This window comes from Paraburkholderia sp. LEh10, assembly GCF_017814945.1.
GTDB lineage: Bacteria > Pseudomonadota > Gammaproteobacteria > Burkholderiales > Burkholderiaceae > Paraburkholderia.
The window spans coordinates 79,328-104,609 of the sequence record NZ_JAGIPX010000007.1; the positions used below are offsets into that span (position 1 = coordinate 79,328).

Consider the following 25,282-nt stretch of genomic DNA (forward strand, 5'->3'; position numbering starts at 1 on the left):
TGTTCGCGCCCACCATTCCGAAATGGAGAACTGAAGTGTCCAATCCCGAGTATCGCGCCGAGCGCACCGGCCTGTTACTGGTCGACCCGTACAACGACTTTCTGTCCGAAGGCGGCAAGGTCTTTCCGATGATCAAGGAGATCGCCACCAACGTCAGACTGCTCGACAACCTCCGCGCCACGGTCGCCGCTGTGCGCAACGCGAATATCCAGGTCTTCTATGTTCCGCATCGCCGCTGGCAACCCGGCGATTACGACACCTGGGATCATCCGAGCCCCACGCAGCGCCTGATCCAGAAGCGCCATTCGTTTGCCAAAGGCACATGGGGCGGCGAATGGCATCCCGACTTCATGCCACAGGAAGGCGACATCATCGTCCAGGAACACTGGGGCCAAAGCGGTTTCGCCAACACCGATCTCGACTTTCAGCTCAAGCAGCAACGCATCTCGCACGTGATCGTCGTCGGCCTGCTCGCGAATACGTGCATCGAGTCCACCGGCCGCTATGCGACCGAACTGGGCTATCACGTCACGCTCGTACGCGACTCGACAGCGGCCTATACGGTTGAAATGATGCGTGCCGCGCACGAACTGAACGGTCCTACCTTTGCGCACGAAATCCTGACGACGGCCGAATTGATCGCCGCTCTCCCCGCAACGCAAGGAGAAACGGCATGAAGCTTACCGGCAATCTGCTGATCGGCGCAGAAGAGGTAGGCGCCACGGCCGGCGTGATGAAGGCGCTGAACCCCGCGACGAATGTCGAGATCGAGCCGGCGTTCGCGTTTGGCGGCAGCGCCGAAGTCGATTTCGCGGTGCAACTCGCCGATGACGCATTCGACAGCTATAACGCCACGTCCCTTGACGAGCGCGCCGCGTTCCTCGAGCGCATCGCCGACGGCCTCGACGCGATCGCGCCCGAGCTCGCGCAACGCACGTCGCTCGAAACCGGCCTGCCGGCCGCGCAACTCGAAGCGGAAACCGCGAAGGCCGCGACCCAGTTCCGCCAGTTCGCGACGGTCGTGCGCCAAGGACGCTTTCGCCAGGCGGCCATCGACCCCGCTCAGCCCGAGCGCCAGCCGCGCGCGCGCATGGATCACCGGATGCAGAAGATCGCGCTCGGCCCCGTCGCAGTTTTCGGCGCGAGCAATTTTCCGATCTCGTATTCGGTGGCCGGCGGCGATACGGCGTCGGCGCTGGCGGCGGGCTGCCCCGTCATCGTGAAAGCGCACAACGCACACCCGGGTGCGTCCGAGCTGATGGGCCGCGTGATCCAGCAAGCCGTGAAGGATTCAGGCCTGCATGAAGGCGTGTTTTCGCTGGTTCGCGGCGGCGGCAATGAAATCGGCGCGGCGCTGGTCGATCATCCCCTCGTCAAGGGCGTGACGTTCACCGGCTCGGAAGCGGGCGGCATGGCGCTGTTCCAGCGTGCGCAGCAACGCCCCGAGCCGATTCCCGTCTTCACCGAAATGACGAGCGTCAATCCGACGTTCGTGCTCCCGGCGGCGCTGGCTGCGCGGGGCGGCGCAATCGGCGATGGCTTCGGCGAACGGATGCTCGTCAACGTGGGACAGGCTTGCCTGAAGCCCGCCATTCTGCTGGCCGTCGACGGCCCCGGCTACATCGGATTGAGACAAGCGCTGATCGCTCGCGTCGAAGCGATGCACGCCCGCACGATGCTGACGCCCGGCATCTGGACGGCGTATCGCGAGAATCTGGAGCGGCGCAAGAACGCGGGCGCGGAGCCGATCGCAGCGGGCGGCAAGGCGCAGGGCGCGTGGGACGGCCAGGCGGCCCTGCTCGAAGTCGACGGCGCGCGCATGCTCGAAGATCCGTCGTTGTCGGAGGAAGTTTTCGGTCCCGTCGCGCTGCTCGTGCGCGTGAAGGACGTCGAGCAACTGGCCGAAATCGCGAAGCAGTTTCGCGGCCAGTTGTCGGCGACGATGCAGATCGATGCCGACGACTACGCGCTCGCAGCCCGCCTGCTGCCCATTCTCGAACGCCGCACGGGACGCATCGTCGTCAACGCGTTCGCGCATCCACAGGAAGTGTCGTATGCATCGATTCATGGCGGCCCGTTCCCGGCCACCTCGGACAGCCGCTTTACTTCCGTCGGCATGACGGCGATCGAGCGCTTCTTGCGGCCCGTGTGCTACCAAGGCTTCCCGGACGAGCTGCTGCCCGAAGCGTTGAAGCACGACAATCCGCGCGGCATCTGGCGTCTAATTGACGGCGAGTTGTCGAAGGACTGATTCACGCTGTCGATAAGAAGCCCGCGCAAGCAACGGCATGCGCGGGCTTTTTGCGCTTCCATCCGACGCGCTAATTCTTTGCTCATTCGCGCCGCGCATCATGCCCTCATAGCCAGCCGCGACGGCAGTCAGAGATGAACAACATCACCACATGTCATTTCGGCTATCAGGAGCAACCATGGACTTTCAGCCTCCCCTTGTCATCTTCTGCGCCATCGGCGCCAGCGCGATGATCGTCTCGGCGATGCTCGCCGTTGCCACCGAGAAGCTCGACAACTGGCTCGATCGGAAGACGCAGAGGCTTTCGATGCAGCGTGCGGTGCCGCAACGCCATGTCGAAGTCACGCATGTGCTGTGAACGGGGCCAGACGGCGTTGCTGCGCGAACGGGCACACGACGACGACGCCGCCGATGCGCTACACGCCGCGCGCCTCTACACGCTGGTCCTGACAGGCGACGACGACAGCATCGTGGCGAAACAGAATGCGCAGGCGCTCGCCAGAACGATGCCCGATGCGCAACTGCTCGTCGTGCGCGCTGCGGGCCACGCGATGATGTATCGATAGCCGCGCGCTCGCTGCGGCGATCAACCGCTTCATTGCGCAGTCGCAACCGCGCCAGTTCGCGAAGGTCGCGAAGGTCGCGAAGGTCACGCTCGATGCGCGCGCCTGAATCGCATGCCGATACCGACGCCGCACCGCACGCCATCGCGATGCCTGCGCTCGCCGCGACGCGCGATGGCATCAACGCACGAGCAGGCGTAATATCGGAAGCCGTCTTCGCGGCACAACGGAGCGTGCCGCTGCGACCTATGCGGAGGTGGCGATGACGAACGATACCCGCCCTGTCCGGCGGCTGCAGCTATTGCTGCGCGATGCATGCCGCACGGAGCCCGCACGGCAAGCGGCGAAGTGCGCCGCCGAGGCGCTCGGCATGCAGATCAGCGGCGAAGGGCTCGCAACGCTGTCCGCACGCATGCCGGATGCCGAATTCCGCAGGCTCTTTTCATGTCTTTCCGGCACGGACGGAACGCTCGCCGTGCCCGGCAGTCTGTATCCCTACGTCTCATCGATCAGCGAGGCGCCGGAACATCTTTCATTCGATTGAACAGCAATCATCTTGCATGGAAGCGGAGAAGAAACGATGAAAGCCTACGATCCTCATGATGTAGCCGCGCGGCCTGCGCGCGGCGACTCGCACGAAGAGCTGCGGGTCGCGATCACGTTCAACCGGCCGGGTCAGCACGGCGGGCCGACCCGGTTCGGCGCGCGCATGTCGACGGACACCGTCGCCTCGTTCATCCCCGATCCCGCGCAGGCCGACCTCGCGCTCGCCGAACTCGCACGGCGCGGCTTCACGCTGACGGGACGCGGCTCGCTGTCCGCTTCGATGCGCTGCACGCCCGCGCAGTTCGAAGCGCTGTTCCAGACGCGCCTCAAGCGCATGAAGGCGCCATGCGCATCGGCGGCGCAGTTCGGCTCGGTGCTCTATCCGCCCGATGGCGCGCCGTGGAATCCGGACCCCGCGATCCAGTCGCTTCTCGACGATGTGTATATCCAGTGGCCGCACATCTACATGGCAAAGGCGGCGAAGAGCACGAGGGCCAAAAAGACGGCATCGACGGCGGCAAAGAAGCGCCCCGCCGCGCCGAAGCAACGCGAGCACGCCGCGCCGTCGGCCACGCCGCCCGCCGTGCCTTACTTCCATCTCGCTGCGCCCGCCGATATCGCGCTGCATCTGAACGCAACGCCCGTACATCAGCAAGGCATCACGGGCAAGGGCGTGCGGATCGCAATGATCGACAGCGGCTTTGCCCACGGCCATCCGTATTTCAAGGCGCACGGCTATTCGTCGTCGATCGTTCTCGCGCCGGGCGCCACCGACCGGCGCACCGACGCCAACGGCCACGGCACGGGCGAATCCGCCAACATCTTCGCGATCGCGCCGGGCGCGACCTTCATCGGCGTGAAGCTCGACAACGACACCGATCCGACGCGGGGCGCGTCCGTGCTCGAAGGCCTTCAGGAAGCGCTCAAGCATGACCCGCACGTGATTTCGGTGAGCCTCGGCTATGACTTGCGCGGCCCCGACAACACGCCGTTGGCGACCCTGCCGAACGGGCTCGTCGCGCTGGAAGCCGAAATTCAGGCCGCGGTGAAGCGCGGCGTCGTGATCGTCTTTTCGGCGGGCAACGGCCACTATTCGTTCCCGGGCCAGATGCCCGACATCATTTCGGCGGGCGGGGTGTTCGTCGACAGCAAAGGCGCGATGCGCGCCTCCGACTACGCGAGCGCCTTCACCAGCGCGATTTACTCGGGCCGCAGCGTGCCCGATGTCTGCGGGCTCGTCGGGTTGTTGCCGCATGCGACGTATATTTCGCTGCCCGTCTCGCCGGGTTGTGAGATCGATCGCGAGAACGCCGCTTTCGACGGCACGACGCCCGACGACGGCTGGGGCGTGTTCAGCGGCACGTCGGCCGCCGCGCCGCAGCTCGCGGGACTGTGCGCGCTGCTGCTGCAAGCGAATCCGCGGCTGTCGCCAGGCGACGTCAAGGCGATCCTGCGCCGCACCGCGCGCGACGTAACCAAAGGCCACGCAAACCCCGCGAGCGATCCGAAAGGCGCGGGCGTACCGGCGGGTCTCGGCGAGGATGGCGCGACGGGCGCGGGTCTCGTCGATGCGCTCGCGGCGGTCAGGCAGCTTTGATGGTTTCGCGAAGGGGGGCTGCGGTTCGCGGGGCCGCCCTTCGCGCAGCGGGATGCGCGTGTGATTCGCGCGTGTGATCCGCGCGTGTGATCCGCGTGTGTGATTCGCGTGTGATTCGCGCGTGATTCGCCCGTGTGATCCGCCCGTGTGATTCGCCCGTGTGATCCGCCCGTGTGATCCGCCCGTGTGATCCGCCCGTGTGATCCGCCCGTGTGATCCGCCCGTGTGATTCGCCCGTGTGATCCGCCCGTGTGATTCGCCCGTGTGATTCGCCCGTGTGATTCGCGCGTGTGATTCGCGCGTGTGATTCGCCCGTGTGATTCGCACATGTCATTCGCACACGGTTCTCACACGCGGTTCTCACACGCGGCGCCTGCGGGCGCGCCGCTACATCGCATGGACAGAGGTATGCAGCGCGCCGCTGACGCGCGCGCTGCGCCGCGCCGGACACCATGCCATACTTGCGGATCGTCCCGGCCCACCTGTCTTATCGCAATGATCGCCCCTTCCGCTCCCATCGGCTTCAACGTCAATCCGCTCGACCGCCGCTCCGACAAACGCGACGACGATGCCTTCATCGCGCAACTGCACAGCGATTCCGCGGCGCGCTTTCTCGTCTTCGATGGCGACGTGCCGTTGCTCAAGCGTGGCGACGCGCATGACGCGTGGTTCGCGGCAAGCGAGGCATCTTTGTTCGGCGAGCCGGTGCAAAGCGTGTTCCTCGGTCAGGAGGGCGACGGCAGCGGACGCTTCGCGCTCGGCTTCAAGCTCGGCGTTGCGCAAGACGAAGGGAAATCGCAAGACGCGCAGCACGATCGCATCGACCTGCGCTCGATCGCGTTGCAAGGCCTCGTCGCGCAGGAATCGCTCGGCATGCTGGGCCAGGCGAAATCGATGCTCGACTGGCACCGCCGTCATCGTTTTTGTGCGAATTGCGGCTCGGTGAGCCGCGCGACGGCGGCAGGCTGGCAGCGCGTATGCGATGCATGCGGCGCGCGCCACTTTCCGCGCGTGGACCCCGTCGTGATCATGCTGGCGATCGATGGCGAGCGGTGTCTGCTCGGACGCCAGCGCCAGTTCGCGCCGGGCATGTATTCGTCGCTCGCGGGCTTCGTCGAGCCGGGCGAGACCGTGGAAGACGCCGTGCGCCGCGAAGTATTCGAGGAAGCGCACGTGGCTTGCGCGCGGGTCGTCTACTTCGCGTCGCAGCCGTGGCCGTTTCCGTCGTCGCTGATGATCGGCTGCTTCGCGCAGGCAACCGATACCGACATCGTCGTCGATACAGCGGAACTCGAAGACGCCCGCTGGTTCACGCGCGCCGAAGTGGCCGCGATGCTCGCGGGCACGCATGCGGATCGGCTGTCGGCGCCCAAGCCGTTCGCGATCGCGCATCATCTGTTGAAGGCGTACGTCGAGCACGGCGAATCGGTGCTGAGGATGTGACCGCCTGCGTCGCGGCGCGCGCTGCCGCCCACATTTCCCGCGGAAGTCCAAGCCAGGTTCCGACGCGGCCGGCGCGCCGCGCGGGGCCGCCTGTTGCGCCAAGCCTTTGGGCATCCAAGCCCGCCTGATTCACCCTCTCCAGCAACCGTCCGCAAGAAGGTCTCGATCCCCGCGCATGGAATCCGCCGCGCGCACGGGTCAACATATACGCGCACGTACACGTTGATGTATAATCCGTTTCATCCTGACCGCACTGCCCGCTGCACGCCTTTCGCATGTCCACTGCCGACTCCCCTCTCGTTCCGATCCGTGACGCAGCCGGCCGCCACGGCGTGAAGCCACGAACCGGAAACGTCGCGGCGTGAGCGCGATGTCTTCCCAACAGAGGTCGCTCACGGCCGGGCGGCTTCGCGAGGACTTCTTCCCTTGGGCAATTGCGCTTGCCACCGGACTCGACTACTTCGACAACACGATCTTCTCGTTTTTCACCGGCTATATCGCGGGCGGCGTCAACGCATCGCCGGACGAGCTCGTGTGGTCGTCCAGCGCCTATGCCGTAGCTTCCGTGCTCGGCATCCTTCAGCAGCAATGGTGGGTCGAGCGGCTCGGATATCGGCGCTATATGGGCGGATGCCTGCTGCTATTCGCTGCGGGCGCGGTAGCGGCCGCGCTCAGCGAGTCGGCGATCGAGCTGGCCTTCGCGCGCGGCGCGCAGGGCTACTTCCTCGGCCCGATGATGGGCGCCTGCCGCATCCTGATTCAAACCCGCTTCACACCCGCGCAGCGCCCCGTGGCCGTCCGCGCGTTCCTGCGCATGATCCTGCTCGGCAGCGCGCTCGCTCCGTTGACGGGCGGCTATCTGGTCGCCCACCTGGACTGGCGCGCGCTCTTCACGTGCACGGCGCTGGCCGGCGTCGGGATGGCCGCGTTCGTTCTGCTCGTCGTGCCGCCCTCCGGCCGCTTGCAGCCCGAAGAGCGCGGAGAAGCGCATTTCTGGCCGTACATCGTGTTCGCCTTCGCGCAGGGCACGCTGCAGATCGTGATGCAGCAGGTGCGGTTCGAGCTGTTCAGCGGTTCCCCGCTGCTGGTTTGCCTGGCGGGCGCGGGCCTGCTGTCGCTAGGCTGGTTCGCGTGGCATCAGTGGCATCATCCCAATCCCCTCGTCCGGCTGCATGCGTTGCGCGAAAAGACCTTCCAGGTCGGCATCGTGCTGTATATGCTGTTCTATTACATCAGCAACGCATTCAGCTATCTGGTCTCCAGGTTTCTGGAAAGCGGGCTGCGCTATCCCGTCGAGAATGCGGGGCGGCTCGTCGGTCTCACGTCGCTCGCTTCACTGGCGATGGCGGCCGTGTACTTCCGCTACGCATCCCGCGTCAAGCACAAGCGCTGGATGATCGTGGCCGGTTTTCTGATGGCGGCGCTGATCGGCGGCTGGATGGCGAGCATGCCGCCCGATGTCAGCATGCCGTGGCTGTTGCCGCCTCTTCTGCTGCGCGGACTGCTGCTTCTGTTTATCGTGTTGCCCGTCGCGAACCTGACGTTCCGCATCTTCTCGATCGAAGAGTTCAACCACAGCTACCGTTTCAAGAATATCGTCAAGCAACTCACCTATTCATTCTCGACGGCAAGCATGATCATTCTCGAACAGCACAGACAAGCCGTGCATCAGGCGCGCCTGGCCGAGTTCGTGAATCCGTTCAACCCCGTGTTTCAGAACACGCTCGATGGGCTGACCCACGCATTCGAAGGACTGGGCCACGCGGCGCACGACGCCCAGCTTCTCGCGCTCGTCGAGATCAGCCATGCCGTCACGCAGCAGGCAAGTTTCCTGAGCGCATTGGACGGCTTCTACTTCCTGATCGCCATCGCCGTGATGGGAGGACTCTTTGCACTGTACCAGCGGCAAATCGACTGAAGACTTACAGTGAGCCACTTTGACGAACGAGCGCGACGCGCAACGCGACGCGCCTGACCCGTGGATACATTCATCACCATGCGGATCTTCGTGCGCGTCGCGGAAGAAGGCAGCTTCACGGCTGCCGCGATGCGCCTGAACATCACCACACCCGCCGTGTCGCGCGCGATCTCCGCGCTCGAAGCCCATTTACACACGCGCCTCCTGAATCGCAGCACGCGCAAAGTCGTGCTGACGGAGGCCGGGCATCGCTATCTGCAGCGCTGCGAGCAGATCCTCGCGGTCGTCGAACAGGCGGAAGCCGAGGCCGCCGACGCACAGGTTCGCCCGACGGGCCAGTTGCGCGTGCATGCGACGGCGAGTTTCGGACAGACGTATGTGACGCCCGCCATCGTTCGCTTCAGGCAGCGCCATCCTTCCGTATCGGTCGATCTGACACTGTCGCAGCACGTGCCCGATATCATCGACGAAGGCTACGACGTCAGCGTGCAACTCAGCGCGGACGAACTGCCCGATTCCAGTCTGGTTGCGCAGCCGCTCGGCACGTTGCACAGCATCTTGTGCGCGGCGCCTGCCTATCTACGGGAGCACGGCGCGCCGCGCGACGTGCATCAACTGTCGCGGCATGCATGCTTCCGCTTCGTGTCGCCGCTGTTCCCCAACGACCGATGGTTGCTCGACGGACCGGGCGGAACACAAACCGTGCCGCTGCATCCCGCGGGCTTCCGGGTCAATTCGGCGGACGCGCTGGCCGTTGCGTTGAAGGACGGAATCGGCATCGGCGCCGTGCCGATGTCGACGGCCGCGCCGGCGTTGCGCGACGGCTCGCTGGTCCGCGTGCTGCCCGGCTACCGTCTGCAACCGCTCAACGCGTACGCGCTGTACACGTCGCGTCGTTATCTCGACGCGAAGATCAAGGCCTTCGTCGAATTTCTGCGCGACGTCATACCGCAGATGCTCGAATCACACGAAGCGGATCTGCGCGACACGGCTCAACTTTCCCCATAGCCTTCCTGATTGAAGACGGCCCAACAGAAGTCGATGAAAGCCCCGCACCTTCGACGACACCGTTTTCTTCGGCGGATAGACAGCCCATATCGCAGGCGCCGTGCGACCCGGCCGAACCTCCCATTCCGGCAACAGATGCACGAGCGTGCCGTCACGAAGAAATCGGACCATGTCGCCTATGTGATTCCGCTTCAGGATGCCGGCCTGCAGACTTATTGGCGTTCGCTCGAGATCCGCTTCGCGCATTGATCGCAAGCCGCAGAGCACCAGCGAACGGGCGCTCTGCGGGCTTGCGCATCAACCGCCGCGGTCGAGCGGGTCAACGGTGTCGACAGGACCACGCCGGCCGGACTGCATCCGGGTTCCCATCATGTCGTCGCCGCCGACGGCGCCCTGAGTTTCATCGGCCATGCCGGACTGGCCCTGTTCGACGGCTAGCGTCTGAGCGGATTGACCGCGTTGCGATGCGGGCGCGCCAGCGTCCGGACGATAGTAAGGCGCTGGGCCATATCCGCTTGCGAAGGCGGGCGCAGCGAGCGCTGCGGAGCTTGCGACTAACAACGTAGCGAGGGTTTTCGCTTTCATAGCGACTCCAGTTGGATTGCCAAACGTTCAGCGGCCCCGCGATGAATAGACATTGCGGCGCGCCGTGTCCGACGTCGATGGGACGATGTGCAGCGCCGTGCGGCACGCTGCCAGCGAGGCTCAAACGAACAACACTTTCACGAAAATCCGGGCAATGCTGCCAATGCCGTGGCGCTCGCGCAGGCCTGTCTTCGTTGTGCCCGCGGCTTCAAATGCACGGCTTATGCCAATGGCCGCGCGCGTGCCCGCGAATTCGCGCTAATCGTTTGAAAACAAAGCAGATCGGCTTGTGCGACGATTGTGTTTGCACGCAGGTCGAGAGAACGGTATGTCTGGCGTCAGCCAACGTTTTTCGATCCGCCGTCAGAGGTCGCCCAACAGTGCGTATAAGAAGAAAGCGCGCCGCTTTGCACGGCGCGCTTTCGATGGTCGCTCAGGCTCGCCGCGCTGAGCGGACTCCATCCGCCGTCACTGTGGCTCGTACCACGAATACGTCGGCAGCATAGGCAGCGGCTGGCCGATCTCCAAGGTGATGTCGCGGTGCGAGATCAGTTCGATATCGCGCAAGTCGCCGTCATAGCGGCGCACGTCGCCATTGTCATTGATGTATGCGACTACTGTTCCCGTAATGCCCGCGACATTGGTGCTGGAAAGTGCCTGCCCCCAGATATCGAAGAACTGGCCAAGCGTGTAGTTCTTCACGTTCGGCGTTTCGATGTGGATGATGCCTGTCTGGTCATGCGTATGCATCTCGTAGTTGCATTGGGACAGAAGGCCGACGTTCGCGGGCAACGCAAGCCATTTCCCATTGTTCACGATCGCCAGGTGCGCGTGCACGTGATAAAGCTCGCTCATTCCCGCCGCGCAGATGAGTCCATCCACAGCGGCGCCCTTGCCGCCCGTCGAGGTGTTGCCATTCGGCCAGTTAGCTATGCCGACCGTGCCGCCGAACGTGAGGACAGTCTGCTTCGGATCGAAGGCCGGCGGGTCGGTCCACGTGTAAGTTGGGATTGGGCCGACGGGCGTGCCGACTTCAATCGTCACCTCGCCGTGCGCAGGCAGGACGAGGCTTGCGAGATCGCCCTTGTATTGCGTGAGCGCGCCGCCGTCATTCACGTAGACGTTGACGGGCATCCCCGTCAATCCCGCAATATTCGATGTCGAAAGCGATTGACCCCAGATCGCAAAGAACTGACCGAGCGTATATGACGCGCCCGTGCTCGCGTCCATGCGAATCTTGCCGCTCTCGTCGACGGTATGCACCGGGTACGCGCAGCCCGTTTGCGCGGCCATCGTCGGCTCGACGGTGCCGATGTTCGCAGGCAGTGCGAGCAGCCTGCCGTTCAGAAAGATGGACAGATGCGAGTAGGTGTATGTATTGCCGCGCGCCGCGCAATTCAATCCGCTGACCGGCTGGCCCGTTCCGCCCGTCGACGTCGAGCCTGCGGGCCAATACGCGTCGCCGAGCTTGGTGCCATCGACTACGGGTGTCGCGGTCGCAAGAGCCGGCCCGCTCGCAGCGGGCGCTGTCGACCCCGTGGAGTTCGAACCGGAACCGCCGCTTGTCGGGCTTGAACCGCCACCGCCACCACCGCAACTCGCCAGCATCAGAATAGAGCCGACCACGACGATCCTTGAAACGATGCCGTACACCATGCCGGCCTCCGCGTGAGTAATTGAACGAACTTCGGCTTGCGCGCCGAGCGACACCCACGCCTGTTGCAGGTGGCGTTCCCGCACGAGCGTATTGCGGTTAATCTCCCTTTTGCGTGCCAGGCAGCAACGCTTTGAGCCGCCGCGACAGTGCCGACAGGCGACCTTCGCGCCGGCCGGCACTCACGCGCCTGTGCGGCATATGCTGCAGGTCGTCCCAGTCGGCTTCAAGCGATCGCGCATGGCCTGCCGCGGTAAAAGGCCATTCGACAGCCGACGCTCGCACGATACGCATGGGCGCGTCATTCGTCTGGCTAGCCAGATACGCATTGATCGCCGTCGCTTCCTGCTCTGCCGCTTCGCGTGAAGCGGCCGCAACGAAGTCGTTCAGCCCTTCGAGATGAACGCACCAAAGCTGTTCGCTCAAGTCACGCTCCGTCTGTATCGTGGCTCGCGATTCGCTTCGCCACTCTTTGCATTGCGCGCGAATCGAAGACTTTTCCAACCTGATTGCATCGGTCATTTATAGCGGACCTGCTCGAACAGAACCCAGAGGTGTTCGCGCGCTCGACTTCGAACGCGCGTCGCTTTGCTTTTCATCAGCGCCGCGCGAGCCGGGCGATCACGCTCAATACGCGTTCCGATGAGAAAAGCCCTTGAAAATGGTCGCGAAAATGATCTTCAAGTCCAGTGCGAAAGACCAGTTGCAAAGGTAGTACAGATCGTGCTCGACACGGCCTTCCATCTTTTCGAGCAGATCCGTTTCGCCGCGAAAGCCGTTCACCTGCGCCCAGCCTGTAATGCCGGGCTTGATACGGTAGCGATGGATGTACCCCGATACGACGTTCTGATACAGGTCGTCGTGTTCGAGCGCATGAGGACGCGGTCCGACGACCGACATGTCGCCGCACAGCACATTGAAGAATTGAGGCAGCTCATCCAGACTCGTGCGGCGCAAGAAGCCGCCCACAGGCGTAATGCGCGGATCGTCGCGTTTTGCCTGTTCGAGCACGCCCTCTTTCTGCTCGTGCAGACGCATCGTCCGGAACTTGTAGATCGTGAAGACGCGGCCATCCGCACCCTTGCGCTGCTGCCTGAAGAAGACGGGCCCAGGCGAACTCAGCTTCACTGCAATCGCGCAACCGAGCATGATCGGTGCAATCGCGAGCAGTGCGCATAGCGCAAACAGCCGGTCAAACAGGTCCTTCTTGAGCATCGCGTTAGGCGGCAATGGCGATGCGGCGAGATTGATCGTCGGCAGGCCCAGCAGGCTCGTCACACTGCCTTCGAACAGCGCGAGCGTTCGCACGTCCGGCATGAAACGTATGTTGATCAGATCATTGCGAAACTCGTTGACGAGCTTCAGGATTGCGCGCTCTTCCGTCAACGGCAATGCGAGCCAGACTTCGGCGATGTGCTGCTCGCGAACGTAAGCGGCAAATGCCTTGTGATCGTCGAATGCCGGCACGCGCGGACAGGTCTTCGTACCCGGCCGGAGATTGTAGACGGCCCATGGACGAAAGCCGGATGTGGCCGCACGCTCCATCCTCCGGATGATTTCGTTGCAATGGTCTCCGCAAGCGGCAATCGCGACGGTCTGCAAGTCGAGTCCCGCGTGACGGACACGCCCGAGCAGGCTATGCACGACGAGACGGCTCACGATCATCGCGCCGCCGGATATGCCCGTCCAGTACGCGAACCAGAGGCGAGACACGAAGTCGATCCGATGCAGCGAGAACATCAACGCCAATGCACAGGCCTGCACGACGAGCCACCCTAACGCCAGTTGCCCCGCCAGCACCCGTTTGGAACGTCCGCGCCACGACTCGTACACGCCGAGCGCCGGGAAAATCGCGAGTGAAAATGCCGCCGCAAATGCGACGAACGCAAGATAGAAACCCCGCTGCGACGCATCGTCGAAACGGATTTGCGACGCCACGATTGCCCCCGTCACGATCAAGGCGACGTCGAGCAGCCTTGCCAGTAGACCTGTTATTGCACGCATCACAACACCTCGTTCACCACACACACTGTCTGCGCTACGGGCGATCACTTGCAGCGGCCATAGTTATCGTCGAACCTCACGATGTCGTCCTCGCCGAGATAGGCGCCCGACTGAACCTCGATGATCTGCAACGGCATATGGCCGGGATTCTCGAGTCGGTGCTTTACGCCCAGCGGGATGTAAGTCGACTGGTTCTCTGTCAGCAAGAACTGTTCTTCGCCTCGCGTCACGAGCGCAGTTCCGCTCACGACGACCCAGTGTTCTGCACGGTGGTGATGCATTTGCAACGACAGGCAAGCGCCCGGGCTCACGACGATCCGCTTGACCTGAAAGCGGTCTCCATGATCGATCGAATCGTAGAAGCCCCAAGGGCGGTGCACCTTTCTGTGATTGTCGGCCTCCGGCGACTTTTCTTTCCTGATACGCGACACCAGACCTTTGACGTCCTGCACATGCGAGCGATCCGCGACGAGCACGGCATCGTCGGTTTCGACGACGACGAGATCGTGAGTGCCAACGCAAGCGACGAGCCGGCCGCCTTGCGCCCGCGCATAAGTCGCCGTCGCGCCTTCCAGCAGTACGCGGCCATTCGCCACATTGCCGAACTCGTCCTTGTCCATCGCTTGCCAAACCGCGTCCCATGAGCCGAGATCGGACCACCCGGCTTCGAGCGGCACAACGACACCCGTGAACGGCGAATCCGGCTTGCCCAGTTGCTCCATCACCGCGTAATCGATCGAATCAGACGGGCACCCCTCGAATTCGGGCGCGCCCGGCGCGATGGAGTCGTCTTCGCGTGTTCCGCTTGCATGGGCCTGAATACACGCTGCGTGCATGTCAGGCTGGAAATGCTCGACTGCCGCTAGCCATACGGACGCGCGAACCACGAACATGCCGCTGTTCCACCAGTAGCCGCCCGATGCAACGTATTGCGCGGCCAGTTCCGCTGCGGGCTTTTCCACGAAGCGGTCGATCCGGTGCGCGCCGCTCTGCAGCCGCGCACCAAGCCGGATATAGCCAAAGCCCGTGTCGGCGCGCGTCGGCGGCACACCCAGTGTCGCGATCTCGCCCGCCTGCGCGTGACGCGCGGCGTGTTCGATTGCGCGGTGCAGCGCAGGTACATCAGCAATCGCATGATCCGCGGGCATCGCCACGAGGATGGGATCATCGCCGCCCGCGCTTGCGCTCAACGCAGCCAACGCGGCCAGCGTCAATGCAGGCGCCGTATCGCGCCGCGCGGGTTCGACGACGACACATGGCTTGACGCCACATTGACGCGCCTGTTCCCGGGTCGCGAACGAATGCTCGGCGCCGCAAACGATCACGGGCTCAGCAGCAACATCCCACGTATTCGCGAATCCCTGCATACGCGTCATCGTCGCCTGTAGCAACGACTGATCGCCGATCACGTCGATCAACTGCTTTGGATAGTGTTCACGCGAGATGGGCCACAGGCGCGTACCCGACCCGCCCGCCAGAATGACCTGTACGATCCGCCGGCATTCCTTTGCCGCTCCCGCAACGACTACGGCGATGTCATGTTCTTCCACATTCGTGGTTCGTTTATCCACTTCAATCTCCCTGTATTGAAGTTTGTCCTTCGCTCATTTTCGCCTCGACGAAATGTGCAGGACGGGGTTTCTTGTCTGCACACTCTGCAGGCGAGGCGTTCAAGCCTCGCCGCATCAACTTGACGGCCGCGCGTCCCATCAGCCCGCTCAGGGCGCGATGAGCAACGACCAACATGAAAAGGCCCGGGCCCGCGTCGTGCTCGCGCAACCCTGCAAAGTGAATGGTCCGATCGAAGTTTGCGACGACTAGAGGTCACGATATTCAATTCGACCTGCTAGAAATCATAGACACGTTGCACCGCACGACAGGCGCTTCTGGCGCGAACGGTTGAAGTTATGGCTTCACGCGCTGAGCCTTTCGCTCGTCGTCGGTCAATCGGCCAAGCCATCTTTTTTTCTAATCGGTTTCGGCGTGGAAATCGGTCCCCATTCATGGTACGTTGGAATGCGGCTGTGTTATCGACTGCCTTTTAACAGGCATCCGGGTAGTGGTGCCCAGTATCGAGCTGTATTGCACCAGCCTGGCACGTTCCCGCCAGACGCGCTCCTCGCCGAATAGGAAAGACTGCTCATCAAGGCAAGTCGCAATTCTTCTCGGGCCAGTCGATCGGAAATTCGGTGACTGGCCGCGCGCAATCCCATTTACGTGCGTATCCGTTAGTGGGGTTGCACATCTCTTCATTATGAGAGTCGAAATGGCTTACATATCGCTACTCGCGCTGTTCCTGACGGTGACCAATCTGATTCCCGTGAGCGCGGTCGGCTTTCTACCGATTTTGTTTTGCGCGTGGCGCTTTTTCGGTCGAAGCTACCCGTCATTCATCACGCCGTTGACGGCCCTCACGTTGTACGTGCTGGTATCGACATTGCTATACGATCCGCATTCGCTGACCGAATTCGATTTTTACCGGCGCGACGGCAATTACTTCGTCGCCTATGCGCCGATCTTCGCGGGATGCGTATACGCCCATCGCTGGGACTTGAACAAGATTCTGCGCGCGTTCTTCGTATTCGCGGTGCTCATCAATGTACCGCCTTACGCCTACTACATCGTGCAAAATGGTCTGCTCAGTATCTTCAAGAATTACGACAACAGCTTCGGCAGCTTTTTCATTGCACGCAATGCTGCGGGTGGATTTCTTGCGATGCTCTTCTGTCTCGGCATTGCCTGCTACCTGCAAAAGCGCAGCAAGATTCTCCTTGCGCTCATCGCGCTCAATGCGCTCATGCTCTTTTCGACCTTTAGCCGGGGTTCGCTGCTCGGTGCCGTCGCCGTACTTCCGTATCTGTATTTCGGGCGCAAGCGTGTGATTCTCGCCACGCTGATGTCGAGCCTCGTCGTCGCATCGCTTGCAATGGCGATATACAACACGGAGCCAAACGTCAACTATATGGGCTACACATTCACGATCCACAACTCGGACGCCAAGCTCGCCAACCTGAACATCCGCTACGAATGGCTGTGGCCGCGCGCCCTCGCCTATTTCCGGCAGAGCCCGATCGTGGGAATGGGCTTCGGCTCATTCGACGATCAGATCCGCAGCGTCGTGTCGTATTTCGGCCTGCTGGGCGTGCCGTCCGACATCATCATCGAACATAGCGATTCACATGCGCACAATTCGTATCTGAACTTCCTTGCGGAACTTGGCGTGGTCGGCCTTGCGTTGATGCTGAGTTTCTTCTGGAGACTCATCAAGTGGAGCCAATATGGCGCCGCCCGCAGTGCATTGATCGAGCGCGGACGAAACTTTGCGGCGTTCAGATTCGTCGAACTTTCGTCGGTGTGCCTGCTCGTGATGGCCGCAACCGAGCACCGGCTCGTTTCGCCGTCGAATGTGCTGATTCTTACGCTTGTCGTGTCGCTGCTGCTCGCAGCTCGCCCCGTGCGCGTCACGGCTCCGGAACACGGCCGACGGGTTGTGAATGCGCCGCCGCCCTATCGGGACCAACGGCATCCTTATCCTTCTGCCGCCGGACGCAGCGTACCCGGCGCGTGATCGAACCGAAACAGGACCCTCAATCGGCTTATGTGGACGTTTTACTCCAACCTCGGCGATGCAGCGGTCACACTGCCCGTGGCGATCGTATGCGCGGTGTGGATTGCGAAAACCGAGCTGGGACTCGCATACCGCTGGGGCCTCACGCTCGCTTGCGGCATGCTGCTCGTCGGCGTCACCAAGGTTCTCTACTATGCGTGGGGCGTGTCGGTGCCGCTCGCCCATTTCCGCGTGATCAGCGGCCACACGATGCTGTCGACAGCCGTCTGGGTCGTCGCCTTCGCGCTGGTATTGCGATGGTGGCGCCAGCCCGTTTCGCCGGGCATCGTCGCGGGACTGCTGCTGGGTGCGATGACAGGGATGTCACGCGTGCACGGTCATTCACATTCCGTCGCGGAAGTCCTGATTGGCTGGACCATCGGATCGATCGCCGCCTGGGTGTTCCTGCGCTTGGCGCTTCGAAACGAGTTCAGGCCGTTTCAGCCTATCTGGCCAACGCTCTGTCTGCTGATCGTAACGAGCATCGCGTATGGTCACAGAGCACCATTTCAGGATCTCATCGAAACGAAGTCGGCAGCGCTTCGGGAAAATACGCCCACGCTCGTGTGCGCGCTTTCCCGAATACGCTTCCCTGCCGTGCTGCCCGCACGCGGATCGTCCGACAAAGGATCGCGTAGTTAAGCGACCAGATGTCGATCTTCATCTACCAGAACCTCTTCGACAGAATACGAAGGCGCGCGATGATCAGCCGCAAGTTCCGGAGGCAAGCGCGCGTCGATAAATGACATCAATTCTGCCTTGAATTTCTCCGCTGAAAACCGCTCCGCGTTCTTGCGGCACTGACGCGGCTCGAAGAGACTGGCGTGCCGCTCGAACCGCGCAACGGCTTCCAGTAGCGATTCGGGTGTCTGCTCCGGAAAGAAGACGCCTGTCGGCCGCTTTTGAGGCAATCCAAGCACCGATTCGAGCGCTCCCCCCCTGCCAAAAGCGATAACGGGTGTCCCGCACGCCTGCGCTTCCACGACCGAAATGCCAAAGTCCTCCTCGGCCGCGAATACGAATGCACGCGCACGCTGCAAATGATCGACGAGCACGTCGAACGGCTGATGGCCGAGGATCGTGACGTTATCGCCCGCGGCGGCCTTGACCTTTTTCATGTCAGGCCCATCTCCGATCACGACGAGGCGGCGTTCAGGCGTCTGCGAAAACGCCTTGACGATCAAATCGATGCGTTTGTACGGCACCATCCGGGACGCCGTCACGTAGAAATCTTCCTTGTCTTCGCGCAGTGGCATGTGGGTGAGATCGACGGGCGGATAAATGACAGTCGCCTCACGTTGATAAGCCTTCTTGATACGCCGCGCGATGAACTTCGAATTGGCGAGCAGATGATCCACGCCATTCGCAGAACGAGAATCCCAACCCCGGATATAGTGAAGCAGCACCCGCGCCATCGCGGACCTGATGCCCGTCGTCAGATGCGATTCCCTTAAATACTGATGCTGAAGGTCCCACGCGTAACGGATAGGCGAGTGCACATAGCTCACATGCATCTGGTTCGGCCCCGTCAACACCCCCTTTGCGACGGCGTGCGAGCTTGAGATGACGAGATCGTAGCCGGACAAATCGACCTGTTCGATGGCAATCGGCATTAACGGCAAGTACGCGCGGTAGCGCTTCTTCGCAAAGGGCATTCGTTGAATGAACGACGTCTCGACGGATTTACCCTTGATGCACGTCCGGTCCTCCAGAAAATCGACGAGGGAAAACAGGTCCGCGTCCGGGAAGCATTCGATGATATTTTCCAGCACCTTCTCCGCACCGCCCGATACCACCAGCCAGTCGTGAACAATGGCTACTTTCACCTCTACCTCCTTGTACTCGTCCAGTCCGTTCCACTATTCCGAATCCGCCGCATCGACAGCAACCTCATTCGTCCTTGCCCACGCCATTGCCCCTCACGCCCCACGCGACGCGCGCCATGGCGATTGCGCGGTCGGCGCCCGGCACGAGCGTCACGAGTTCCAGTCGGATCATGATCAACAGCAGCATGGCGGAAAGCGAAAGCTCCCCGATGACACGGGCAAACGCCATGCCTTCCGCGCCGAATCGCGGCGCGAGGCACAGTGCCGCGACGAGATTGACTATCCCCGAGGCCGCGCCGACGATGGCCAGCACCCGATCTTTCTTCCGGGGTACGAAAACGTAGAACGCGGCGAACTGGTTGAAGGCCGCGAATGGAAACATCCATGCGAAGCACTGCAATACATGGCCGCTTGGCGTGAAGGCCTGGCCGAGAATCAATGGCAGGACGATCGGTGACAAGGTCAACGCGCCACATAGAGCCGCGAGGCCATAACCCAGCATCAATATTGCGCCGCGCCTCGTCGTGGCGTGCGCGCCCGCCTTGTCACCCTGCGCAAGCTGGCGTGAGATCGTCGGGATGAAGACTTGTCCCGCAGGACCCATCAGACTCAGCCCGATCGTCGCAAAACGCTCGGCGGCACCGAAATAGCCCACCTGATCAGGCGTCGACAGCAGCGTCAGAAGGTAAGTGGATGATGCCGTGAGCACGACCGAACCGGACGAATAGCAGAACAGCATCGTCGAGCTTTTCACGAGAGGCACGATGCCTGATAACGAGAGGCGCGGCCTGCCCAGCTGATACATCGCTAGCCCATACGAGATCGCCAGTGACGCGACGCCTGCAATCAACAGGCTAGCTACGACCCAAACGGAGTCCTTGGGTTCTCTCACGAGGATCAACACGAGCACGAGGCTCAGCGCAAAGCCGAAAACCTCGATCATGATGGGTGTTCGAAAATGATGACGCCCCTGGTACAGCCAGCCGAGATTCAACGCTGAAACGACGCCGAGCGCCGTCGCGAGAAAACCGATCACAGGACGCTCCGACAATGTCGGCGAACAAAACGTGGCAATCACGCCAATGCAGGCGCCCACGATGCCTAACGCAAGGCGCGCACTCACATGCAACGAGAAAATGCCGTTGCATTCGGCTGTTCCCTGCGCCTTGGACACTTCGCGCATGCCGACGAACGTGAAGCCATAGCTCGCCAGCATCCAGATCACATTCATCAGCGACATCGCCGCGAGAACCCGTCCGTATTCGGCGACCCCCAGCACCCGGCCATAGAACGGCACGACGATGATGAGGTACACATACCTCATCAGGTATCCGCCGTAGACGAATGCGATGACGTTCGCGTTCTTTTTACCGTCCATTTCAACCTCTTCGTTGTCGATCACGTTGCATGGCGGCCTCGCTCCTGCTCAGCCACCGCGCCACGGCGCGCAAGCGGGTTGGTAATGTACCGGATCACAAAGTCGGACAGCGGCGAAAACGGCAACAGACAAAGGCTCGACAGAAAGAGCGTTCCCAACTTCTTCTTCAGGCTCCAGAATGGATTGGCGATGATGGTGTGCAGATAGTCGTGTGATTCATGCGCCATCCAGCGCCAACGCTTGCTCAATGGAGCGCGATAGAGACTCGAACCGAAATAGGATTTCTCGTGCGCGAAGTCGTAGAACGACGGCGGCAGGTCGAGATTGAGACGGGCCCGTGCGACTTCACGCAAGGTCACCCATCTTTCCTTGAACGCTCGCGGCGCTTTCTTTATCTGCTCGGAGTTCGCAAACGACACGCTCGGTTCAATCGTGTGGTGGACACGGTAAGATCCCAGCGATCTGGATATCGTGGCCACGGGTCCGACGAGAGCGACACCGTAGATCGCGTAGAAGTCTGCGCCATAACGATTGATGCCCGTCTCGGGAACCGGAAAAACCTGCTTCAGCGCGCTCAACCGATAGGCGTTACCCGATGCGGGCGGTGACGGATAGAGCCAGCCTTTCATCAGCAAACGCCTGCAATCGGACGGTGGTGCGGAGTGTGGAACATATGCGCCCGTCTGATTACCTTCGACGTCGATCACATCGAGGCGAAATTGCACTTTCGCCACGTCGCTGTTCTCGAACTCACGCATCACTTCGGAAACGACGCCGGGGTAAAGAACGTCGTCGGAATCCAGGAAGATCACGAATTCCGTATCCAGCATCTCGACGGCAACGTTGTACGCGGATACCTGACCGCCGTTCTCCTTGAATATCGCCGCTACGCGCGAGCCGTACTGCTCGATCATGGCTCGCGAGCCGTCAGTCGACCCGTCGTCGATGACGATTACGCGCGTGCCTTCGTAGTCCTGGGCCAGTGCGGAATCGATCGCCTCGGCGAGAAAACGTTCGTAGTTGTAGTTGCAGATGACGATGGCGATCTCTTTCATGGAACCTCGAAGCTATCAGGAACGGTCAACAAAAAGTTCAAACTTCCCTGCGGAAATGACGCTACCGCCTTTGCAATAAAACATGCGTCTCGTTAGGCTGATTCATCGGTTAACCCACTGATGGACGTGGCGCCAGTTCGGAAAGCGGTTCGCTTTCGTTGCCATATAAAACATCGAGCAGCCTCTGTGCCGAATAGTCCCACCGATATTCGCGCGCATGCGCGATTCCTTTTTCTCTATACTGCTGCCGCAACGCGCTGTTGTTCATCATCAAGGAGATCTTCTCCGCAATGTCTTCAGCAGACGTGGCATCGCAATACATCGCGGCATCGCCACACGCCTCGGGTATCGAAGTGCGCGATGAAGCAATCACAGGGCAGCCGCAATACATCGCCTCGAGGGGCGGTAGTCCAAAGCCTTCATATAGCGACGGAAACACGAGGCAGCCCGCATGTTCGTATAGCGCCTTGAGCTCGCTATCCGACACGAAGCCGGCCCATACAACCTGCCTGGAGAGCCGCGCCTCTTCCATATGTTCGTCTGCGAAGATCCGCTGGTTCTTTCCGCCCACGATGACGAATTTGACGTCGCGCAAATGGCTCAAATTGCCAATGGCGTCGAGAACACGCTGAAGATTCTTACGCGGGTCAAGACTCCCGACGATCACGCAATACGCGTCATTCTCGATTTGCAGACGGTCGATCACGCGATGATCCGGCACGACGCGATCCAAATGATCCGCACCAGGCGGGATGACGGCGATACGCGACTCATCGATTTTCAGGTGATGACAGATGCGGCGCTTCGAAAAGGCCGATACGGTCAGAACCTGCGGCTCCAGTTTCGGCAGAATGGAGAAGCAAAGCCGATACCACATCAGGAATTTCTTCGAAAAGCCAGCCGGTACGTCATACACGGCCATGTCGTGAACCATGACGACCTGTCTGCGCTTGAGAAGCGGACTCGTGTTGCACAGGTTGACGAGCGTCCTGCCGCGCGCCGCAATCGGCAGCGTGATCTGCTCCCATAACGTGCCCCGCAGCCACGGAAACCGCCGCTGTCGCTTAAGGGACGCACCTGGCTCCATCGCGTTCTGAGGCACGAAGATCTCCAGTTCATTGCCTGGAGATTCACGCATTTGCATTGCTCTCGTGAGTTCATATGCAACCCTCTGAACGCCCGTCATCGGTTGCGAGGTGAACTTTCCATTGATCGCGAATGCCATTGGATTCTCCGCCTCACGAGGTTGTATGGGCTTCAGCGCGCGTTCGAACGCGGGTCGGCGCATCAGGTCGCCGTCTCGACGTCCCCGAGATCGCTCGCATAGTTCGTCGCATATCCGTAGTTGCGGGTGCTACGACGCAGCGGTATGCCGTTGAACACGGCACCGGCTATGCGTCCCCCGGCACGCTCGATCTTTTTGATGGTGTCGGCGATCTCTTCCTCCGTCTGCATCTCGGAACGGAGGACGAGCCAGGACGAGCCCGCCTCGTTTGCAATGATCGACGCGTCGGTGACGGCAAGAAATGGCGGTGTATCGACAATCACCAGATCGAAATGATTGCCTAGCCGCTGAAGCACTTCTCTGAAACGAGGCCTCGTCAGCAATGCCGCGGGGTTTTCCGGCCGGGCGCCGCACGACATGAAAGTCACGCCTTCAATCGCAACTTGCCGCAGCGCATCGCGCAACGTGATACGTTCGGCAAGCACCTCCGAAAGGCCGCCGCGGTTGCTCTGGCAGAAGAATGCAGCGAGGTGGCCGCGGCGCATATCGCCGTCGATCAGCACGACCCGCGCGCCCGCCTCCGCATGCAAGGTGGCAAGATTCGCCGCGACGAAGCTTTTGCCCGCCGACGTGGTCGGCCCGGTAATCATCACGATGTTGTTGCGCGCTTGCGCGAGGTCTCGCGCCATCGCGGTGCGGACGGCGCGCAGCGCCTCCACCGACGCATCATGAGGAAACCGTTCCGCCAGAATCTTGTTGCCGGAGTAGCCGAACGAGGGATCGATCTTCTCGCCCGGCCCCACATGGGATTCGTTCCCGCTTGAGCCGCGCTGCAACGCTACCGCGCCGCGCCCCACGTTACCCTCCAGCGGCTTTCGCACGGCGGCCGGCAGGCTCCTGGCAAGCAACGACTGCTGATGACTGAACAGCACTTCGCCGACAACGGGCACGCTCAGGCGGCGTTCGACGTATCTCGGGTCCGTCACACCGACCAGTACGTGGCGGCGCATGAAGACCAGAAAAGCGCCCGAAACGAGGCCGAGCACGAAGCCGCCCGGCAATACGATCAGCGGATTAGGCTTGACCGGGCGATGCGGCCTGACGGCCGGGTCGAGAATGTGCGCACCGCCAGTCGTGCTTGCACGGCGAACCGTCAATTGCTCGGCCTTTTGCACCATGCCCATATAAACGGTCTCGGCCACTTTCTGTGCGCGAATGAGATCGACACTCTCGCGCTCGGACGCCGGCATGTTCTGGAAGCGGCTATCGAATTCGGATTTTGCATTGTTCAGTTGCGCGAGTTGAGTATCGATGTTTTGTATCCAGCGGCTACCTGGCGCGTATTTATCCAGCAGTTGCGTACGCTGCAATTGCAGGCTGGCGATCTGCCGGTCGAGATCCAGGCCCCCCTGCAGATACGATTGCGCCTCGGCCGTCGGCTGCATCGAACTGGCTTTCGCCCGGAAGTTCTTAAGCGCTTCCTCGCTTTTGCGTAAGTCCACCAGCAAGCGTGGTAATTCGCCCTTGATGAAATTGAGCGTCTGCGTGTCGTTCAATTGACGGCTGGCTATCGCGGACGCGAGATACTGTTGCCCGAGCGCGTTGGCGACCTCCGCAGCCATCGCGGGGCTCTTGTTCGAGTACTCGATCTGGATCAGACCGGAATCTTTCACCTTGTCGGTGACCTTGACGATGTCCGCAAAGCGCTTGGTCGCGTCCAATGAATTCCACCGGATTACTTCGAAGTGTGTTCCCGGTCTTGCCGCCAATCGATTGATGAGCAGCGAGATTCCATTGGCCGACGCGGGCTTGCCGGCTTGACCCTTAAGCAGAAACTCGCCCGACGGGCCCAGCAATTCATATGCACCACCATCGAGCGCGACGAGCGTCAGCTTCTCTTCTTCGAAATTCTGCGGAACATTCAGATACCCGACCTTTACGACTTCGCCGCCCCATGCAAAGGACTTCAGTCCCAGCCACGCGCCATTCGGTTCACCCGGCACGGCAAATTTCGCTGCGAGATCCCCAAGAATCGGAATCTTCCGGGGCGAGACCGTCACGTCGAATCGATATCGTTCGATCACGGGATCGAGCACCGAACGGCTTAGCATTACACCCATCTCGGTGCTCGGTGATGGTGCAGGCGGTGGAAGCGCCTCCTGCGTCTGAATGGCGAGTCCAAGGGCATTCGGCTCCGGGGGATCGACACGCACGAGGACATCGGCCGAATAGATCGGCGTCGCGATGAACTGGTATGCGACGGCCAACAGGAATACGACCACGGTGGCCGCCACAATTTCCCAGATGTGATCCCGCATCAGATTGAGCACGTCTCGCGAGCTGAGCTGCCCGCGCTCAATCTCAGGCGCGACAGGAAGCGAGTTCGAGGGGTAGTAATCCACGGGAGTCATCCTTTCAAGTTCAGTTGCTCGAGCACGCTGAGAGACAGCAATTTCGCGGCCTGACCGGGAAGCCGCTGACAGAGCGCGATAGAGCCTCGATCAGCCGGCTCGGGCCGATGAGTTACAGGGACGGCATCGAAGCGTCAGCCGATAGAAACCAGCGTTGCTGGATGCCGTGTCAGAACGTCAGGACGAAAAGATCGACATGGTGCGTTTTGCT

At 61.6% G+C, this 25,282-nt stretch carries 21 protein-coding genes; 11 read left to right on the forward strand and 10 right to left on the reverse strand.

Features of this window, described 5'->3' with window-relative positions:
- Positions 1-35: 35 nt before the first annotated feature.
- The 9 genes from J8I87_RS08040 to J8I87_RS08080 all read left to right on the forward strand — a co-directional run bounded on the left by J8I87_RS08040 (position 36) and on the right by J8I87_RS08080 (position 9,326).
- A complete protein-coding gene (locus J8I87_RS08040) occupies positions 36-677 on the forward strand; it encodes a cysteine hydrolase (RefSeq protein WP_209930914.1) in 642 nt (213 codons plus the stop codon).
- A complete protein-coding gene (locus J8I87_RS08045; protein ID WP_209930915.1) occupies positions 674-2,251 on the forward strand; it encodes an aldehyde dehydrogenase (NADP(+)) in 1,578 nt (525 codons plus the stop codon). Before J8I87_RS08040 ends, J8I87_RS08045 begins: the two co-directional genes overlap by 4 nt.
- Before the next feature lie 178 nt (positions 2,252-2,429).
- The gene (locus J8I87_RS08050) at positions 2,430-2,609 is read left to right on the forward strand and encodes a hypothetical protein (protein WP_209930916.1); all 180 of its coding nucleotides are present in this window, start codon (positions 2,430-2,432) and stop codon (positions 2,607-2,609) included.
- Positions 2,599-2,817: an alpha/beta fold hydrolase gene (locus tag J8I87_RS44545; protein WP_245253781.1), complete on the forward strand. Its 219-nt coding sequence runs from the start codon at positions 2,599-2,601 to the stop codon at positions 2,815-2,817. Before J8I87_RS08050 ends, J8I87_RS44545 begins: the two co-directional genes overlap by 11 nt.
- A gap of 259 nt (positions 2,818-3,076) precedes the next feature.
- Positions 3,077-3,358, forward strand: a complete 282-nt coding sequence (locus J8I87_RS08060; RefSeq protein WP_209930917.1) for a hypothetical protein — start codon at positions 3,077-3,079, stop codon at positions 3,356-3,358.
- A gap of 36 nt (positions 3,359-3,394) precedes the next feature.
- The gene (locus tag J8I87_RS08065; RefSeq protein WP_209930918.1) at positions 3,395-4,957 is read left to right on the forward strand and encodes a S8 family serine peptidase; all 1,563 of its coding nucleotides are present in this window, start codon (positions 3,395-3,397) and stop codon (positions 4,955-4,957) included.
- A gap of 495 nt (positions 4,958-5,452) precedes the next feature.
- A complete protein-coding gene (nudC, locus tag J8I87_RS08070) occupies positions 5,453-6,400 on the forward strand; it encodes an NAD(+) diphosphatase (protein WP_209930919.1) in 948 nt (315 codons plus the stop codon).
- 361 nt (positions 6,401-6,761) lie between these two features.
- Positions 6,762-8,318 carry an MFS transporter gene (locus J8I87_RS08075; RefSeq protein WP_409518729.1) on the forward strand — a complete coding sequence of 519 codons (1,557 nt, stop codon included), beginning with the start codon at positions 6,762-6,764 and terminating at the stop codon, positions 8,316-8,318.
- Between the two features lie 60 nt (positions 8,319-8,378).
- Positions 8,379-9,326, forward strand: a complete 948-nt coding sequence (locus J8I87_RS08080; RefSeq protein WP_209930921.1) for a LysR family transcriptional regulator — start codon at positions 8,379-8,381, stop codon at positions 9,324-9,326.
- A 297-nt stretch (positions 9,327-9,623) separates the two neighbouring features.
- Here J8I87_RS08080 and J8I87_RS08085 read toward each other — a convergent pair whose 3' ends face one another.
- The 5 genes from J8I87_RS08085 to J8I87_RS08105 form a co-directional block, all read right to left on the reverse strand.
- Positions 9,624-9,911 carry a hypothetical protein gene (locus tag J8I87_RS08085; RefSeq protein ID WP_209930922.1) on the reverse strand — a complete coding sequence of 96 codons (288 nt, stop codon included), beginning with the start codon at positions 9,909-9,911 and terminating at the stop codon, positions 9,624-9,626.
- A gap of 468 nt (positions 9,912-10,379) precedes the next feature.
- Positions 10,380-11,567: a hypothetical protein gene (locus J8I87_RS08090; protein ID WP_209931033.1), complete on the reverse strand. Its 1,188-nt coding sequence runs from the start codon at positions 11,565-11,567 to the stop codon at positions 10,380-10,382.
- Between the two features lie 97 nt (positions 11,568-11,664).
- A complete protein-coding gene (locus tag J8I87_RS08095) occupies positions 11,665-11,991 on the reverse strand; it encodes a hypothetical protein (RefSeq protein ID WP_209930923.1) in 327 nt (108 codons plus the stop codon).
- A gap of 201 nt (positions 11,992-12,192) precedes the next feature.
- Complete coding sequence (locus J8I87_RS08100; RefSeq protein WP_209930924.1) at positions 12,193-13,569, reverse strand: undecaprenyl-phosphate glucose phosphotransferase; 1,377 nt, start codon at positions 13,567-13,569, stop codon at positions 12,193-12,195.
- Between the two features lie 44 nt (positions 13,570-13,613).
- Positions 13,614-15,119 (reverse strand): mannose-1-phosphate guanylyltransferase/mannose-6-phosphate isomerase, encoded by a 1,506-nt coding sequence (locus J8I87_RS08105; protein WP_409518732.1) that lies wholly within the window; start codon positions 15,117-15,119, stop codon positions 13,614-13,616.
- A 716-nt stretch (positions 15,120-15,835) separates the two neighbouring features.
- On the opposite strand from J8I87_RS08105, the gene J8I87_RS08110 reads away from it, so the two are divergent.
- Positions 15,836-17,137, forward strand: a complete 1,302-nt coding sequence (locus J8I87_RS08110) for an O-antigen ligase family protein (protein WP_209930926.1) — start codon at positions 15,836-15,838, stop codon at positions 17,135-17,137.
- Between the two features lie 30 nt (positions 17,138-17,167).
- Positions 17,168-17,818 carry a phosphatase PAP2 family protein gene (locus tag J8I87_RS08115; protein WP_209930927.1) on the forward strand — a complete coding sequence of 217 codons (651 nt, stop codon included), beginning with the start codon at positions 17,168-17,170 and terminating at the stop codon, positions 17,816-17,818.
- On the opposite strand, the gene J8I87_RS08120 is transcribed toward J8I87_RS08115, so the two are convergent.
- The 5 genes from J8I87_RS08120 to J8I87_RS08140 form a co-directional block, all read right to left on the reverse strand.
- Positions 17,815-19,002: a glycosyltransferase family 4 protein gene (locus J8I87_RS08120; protein WP_209930928.1), complete on the reverse strand. Its 1,188-nt coding sequence runs from the start codon at positions 19,000-19,002 to the stop codon at positions 17,815-17,817. The genes J8I87_RS08115 and J8I87_RS08120 overlap by 4 nt on opposite strands.
- A gap of 64 nt (positions 19,003-19,066) precedes the next feature.
- Complete coding sequence (locus J8I87_RS08125; protein WP_209930929.1) at positions 19,067-20,380, reverse strand: lipopolysaccharide biosynthesis protein; 1,314 nt, start codon at positions 20,378-20,380, stop codon at positions 19,067-19,069.
- A 20-nt stretch (positions 20,381-20,400) separates the two neighbouring features.
- The gene (locus tag J8I87_RS08130; RefSeq protein ID WP_209930930.1) at positions 20,401-21,435 is read right to left on the reverse strand and encodes a glycosyltransferase family A protein; all 1,035 of its coding nucleotides are present in this window, start codon (positions 21,433-21,435) and stop codon (positions 20,401-20,403) included.
- Between the two features lie 109 nt (positions 21,436-21,544).
- Complete coding sequence (locus tag J8I87_RS08135; RefSeq protein ID WP_209930931.1) at positions 21,545-22,660, reverse strand: glycosyltransferase family 4 protein; 1,116 nt, start codon at positions 22,658-22,660, stop codon at positions 21,545-21,547.
- A gap of 62 nt (positions 22,661-22,722) precedes the next feature.
- On the reverse strand, positions 22,723-25,071 hold the full coding sequence (locus tag J8I87_RS08140; protein WP_209930932.1) for a polysaccharide biosynthesis tyrosine autokinase: 2,349 nt from the start codon (positions 25,069-25,071) through the stop codon (positions 22,723-22,725).
- Positions 25,072-25,282: the final 211 nt, after the last annotated feature.

What these genes read in the sequence shown, in the direction of transcription:
- J8I87_RS08125 (WP_209930929.1), bottom strand. Translation starts at nt 20,380, where the DNA reads ATGGACGGTAAAAAGAACGCGAACGTCATCGCATTCGTCTACGGCGGA.
- J8I87_RS08060 (WP_209930917.1), top strand. Translation starts at nt 3,077, where the DNA reads ATGACGAACGATACCCGCCCTGTCCGGCGGCTGCAGCTATTGCTGCGC.
- J8I87_RS08045 (WP_209930915.1), top strand. Translation starts at nt 674, where the DNA reads ATGAAGCTTACCGGCAATCTGCTGATCGGCGCAGAAGAGGTAGGCGCC.
- J8I87_RS08085 (WP_209930922.1), bottom strand. Translation starts at nt 9,911, where the DNA reads ATGAAAGCGAAAACCCTCGCTACGTTGTTAGTCGCAAGCTCCGCAGCG.
- J8I87_RS08100 (WP_209930924.1), bottom strand. Translation starts at nt 13,569, where the DNA reads ATGCGTGCAATAACAGGTCTACTGGCAAGGCTGCTCGACGTCGCCTTG.
- J8I87_RS08090 (WP_209931033.1), bottom strand. Translation starts at nt 11,567, where the DNA reads ATGGTGTACGGCATCGTTTCAAGGATCGTCGTGGTCGGCTCTATTCTG.
- J8I87_RS08115 (WP_209930927.1), top strand. Translation starts at nt 17,168, where the DNA reads ATGTGGACGTTTTACTCCAACCTCGGCGATGCAGCGGTCACACTGCCC.
- J8I87_RS08130 (WP_209930930.1), bottom strand. Translation starts at nt 21,435, where the DNA reads ATGAAAGAGATCGCCATCGTCATCTGCAACTACAACTACGAACGTTTT.
- J8I87_RS08135 (WP_209930931.1), bottom strand. Translation starts at nt 22,660, where the DNA reads ATGGCATTCGCGATCAATGGAAAGTTCACCTCGCAACCGATGACGGGC.
- J8I87_RS08110 (WP_209930926.1), top strand. Translation starts at nt 15,836, where the DNA reads ATGGCTTACATATCGCTACTCGCGCTGTTCCTGACGGTGACCAATCTG.
- J8I87_RS08050 (WP_209930916.1), top strand. Translation starts at nt 2,430, where the DNA reads ATGGACTTTCAGCCTCCCCTTGTCATCTTCTGCGCCATCGGCGCCAGC.
- nudC (WP_209930919.1), top strand. Translation starts at nt 5,453, where the DNA reads ATGATCGCCCCTTCCGCTCCCATCGGCTTCAACGTCAATCCGCTCGAC.
- J8I87_RS44545 (WP_245253781.1), top strand. Translation starts at nt 2,599, where the DNA reads ATGTGCTGTGAACGGGGCCAGACGGCGTTGCTGCGCGAACGGGCACAC.
- J8I87_RS08065 (WP_209930918.1), top strand. Translation starts at nt 3,395, where the DNA reads ATGAAAGCCTACGATCCTCATGATGTAGCCGCGCGGCCTGCGCGCGGC.
- J8I87_RS08140 (WP_209930932.1), bottom strand. Translation starts at nt 25,071, where the DNA reads ATGACTCCCGTGGATTACTACCCCTCGAACTCGCTTCCTGTCGCGCCT.